Source organism: Sinomonas sp., assembly GCF_036848755.1.
GTDB lineage: Bacteria > Actinomycetota > Actinomycetes > Actinomycetales > Micrococcaceae > Sinomonas.
This window is the reverse complement of sequence record NZ_DAIUJO010000236.1, coordinates 1-2,115: the sequence shown is the minus strand read 5'-3', so window position 1 is coordinate 2,115 and position 2,115 is coordinate 1. Positions and strand designations below refer to the sequence as shown.

Sequence of the window (2,115 nt, the reverse complement as noted above, 5' to 3'; positions counted from 1 at the left end):
GCGTTTCAGGTACAGATACCCCCGCCCTGCAGCGTTGCAGGTACAGATCCCCCCGCCCCACCCCGTTTCGGGTACAGCAACCCAGGCAAAGGCGGCCTTGGGTGCCGTGCCGCATCCCGACGTCGTGCGCCAAAAACCATCAGCTGGGGAAGCTAGCCGTACCCGAAACGGACCAGAGGCGGAGTTGGCGTACCCGAAACGCAGAGAGGCCCGCCCCTCCGGTGGGAGGAACGGGCCGCTCTCGTTACTGCCGAGTCTCGGGAGAACCCGGAAGGCCTACTTGGCCTTCTCGAGGATCTCCACGAGACGCCACCGCTTGGTGGCGGACAGCGGGCGCGTCTCCGCGATGAGAACGAGGTCGCCGATGCCGGCGGTGTTGTTCTCGTCGTGGGCCTTGCGCTTGCTGGTGCGGCGGATGACCTTGCCGTAGAGCGAGTGCTTCACGCGATCCTCGACCTCGACGACGATGGTCTTCTCCATCTTGTCGGACACGACGTAGCCGCGGGCCGTCTTGCGGTGGCCGCGCTCGTCGGCCGCCGCCTCAGGGGCGTTCTGCGTCACGTTGCTCTCCTCGCTCACTTGGCCTCCTCGGTCTCATCCGTGGGAGCCTCTGTCTGGGCCTCAGTGTCAGTCTGGGCCTCGGCCTTGGCAGCCTTCTTGGACTTCTTCGCGTCCTTCGTGCCCTCGACGGCGGACACGGGCTCGACGCGGATGCCGAGCTCGCGCTCACGGAGGACCGTGTAGATGCGGGCGATGTCCTTCTTCACGGCGCCGAGGCGGCCGTGGCTCTCAAGCTGGCCCGTGGCCGACTGGAAGCGGAGGTTGAACAGCTCTTCCTTCGCCTTCTTGAGCTCCTCGAGGAGGCGCTCGCTGTCCAGCTGGTCGAGCTTCTCAGCGGTCAGGTCCTTCGATCCGACTGCCATTCTCATTCACCACCTTCGCGACGCACGATGCGCGCCTTCAACGGGAGCTTGTGCATGGCGAGGCGCAGCGCTTCACGCGCCACGTCTTCGTTCACGCCGGCGAGTTCGAACAGAACCCGGCCCGGCTTGACGTTGGCGACCCACCACTCGGGCGAACCCTTACCGGAACCCATGCGGGTTTCGGCCGGCTTCTTGGTGAGCGGGCGGTCCGGGTAGATGTTGATCCAGACCTTGCCGCCACGCTTGATGTAGCGGGTCATCGCGATACGAGCGGCCTCGATCTGACGGTTCGTCACGTAGGCCGGGGAAAGGGCCTGGATGCCGAACTCGCCGAAGCTGACCTTCGTGCCGCCGGTTGCAGCGCCCGAGCGACCCGGGTGGTGCTGCTTGCGGTGCTTCACACGACGCGGGATAAGCATTTAAGCCTCTCCTCCTTCCGCTGCCGGGGCGGCAGCCTCGGCGGCCGGAGCCTCGGCGGCCTCGGGGGCAGCCTGGGGCTGGCGGTCGCCAGACGGACGACGACGGCGCTCGCCACCGCCCGGGCGGCCAGGACGGTCGCCGCGGGGGCCGCGCGACGACGGAGCGGCGGCCGCCTGGGCAGCGAGCTCCTTGGACGTCACATCGCCCTTGTAGATCCAGACCTTCACGCCGATGCGGCCGAAGGTCGTCTTGGCCTCGTAGAAGCCGTAGTCGATGTTCGCGCGAAGGGTGTGCAGCGGCACGCGACCCTCGCGGTAGAACTCGGAACGGGACATCTCGGCGCCGCCGAGACGGCCCGAGCAGGCCACTCGGATGCCCTTGGCACCGGCGCGCTGCGCCGACTGCATGGCCTTCTTCATGGCCCGGCGGAACGCGACGCGGCTCGAGAGCTGCTCCGCGATGCCCTGGGCGACGAGCTGAGCCTCGATCTCGGGGTTCTTGACCTCGAGGATGTTCAGCTGGACCTGCTTCCCGGTGAGCTTCTCGAGCTCGCCGCGGATGCGGTCGGCCTCGGCGCCGCGGCGGCCGATCACGATACCCGGACGGGCCGTGTGGATGTCCACGCGGACGCGGTCGCGGGTGCGCTCGATCTCGACGCGAGCGATGCCCGCGCGCTCCATGCCCGTGGTCATGAGCTTGCGGATCTTGACGTCCTCGCGGACGAAGTCCTTGTAGCGCTGACCGGGCTTGTTGCTGTCGGCAAACCAGTGCG

General features: G+C 67.7%; 4 protein-coding genes. All 4 read right to left on the bottom strand.

Features of this window, described 5'->3' with window-relative positions; translation table 11 throughout:
* Positions 1-276: 276 nt before the first annotated feature.
* A complete protein-coding gene (gene rpsQ / locus V7053_RS18900; RefSeq protein WP_138442244.1) occupies positions 277-579 on the bottom strand; it encodes a 30S ribosomal protein S17 in 303 nt (100 codons plus the stop codon).
* Positions 576-923, bottom strand: a complete 348-nt coding sequence (gene rpmC / locus V7053_RS18895) for a 50S ribosomal protein L29 (protein WP_334173787.1) — start codon at positions 921-923, stop codon at positions 576-578. The genes rpsQ and rpmC overlap by 4 nt, the downstream gene beginning before the upstream one ends.
* Before the next feature lie 2 nt (positions 924-925).
* Positions 926-1,342 carry a 50S ribosomal protein L16 gene (rplP, locus tag V7053_RS18890; protein WP_043119388.1) on the bottom strand — a complete coding sequence of 139 codons (417 nt, stop codon included), beginning with the start codon at positions 1,340-1,342 and terminating at the stop codon, positions 926-928.
* Positions 1,343-2,115: 30S ribosomal protein S3 (gene rpsC, locus V7053_RS18885; RefSeq protein ID WP_334173786.1), on the bottom strand; the 773-nt coding region annotated here is incomplete at its 5' end. It abuts the gene before it with no gap.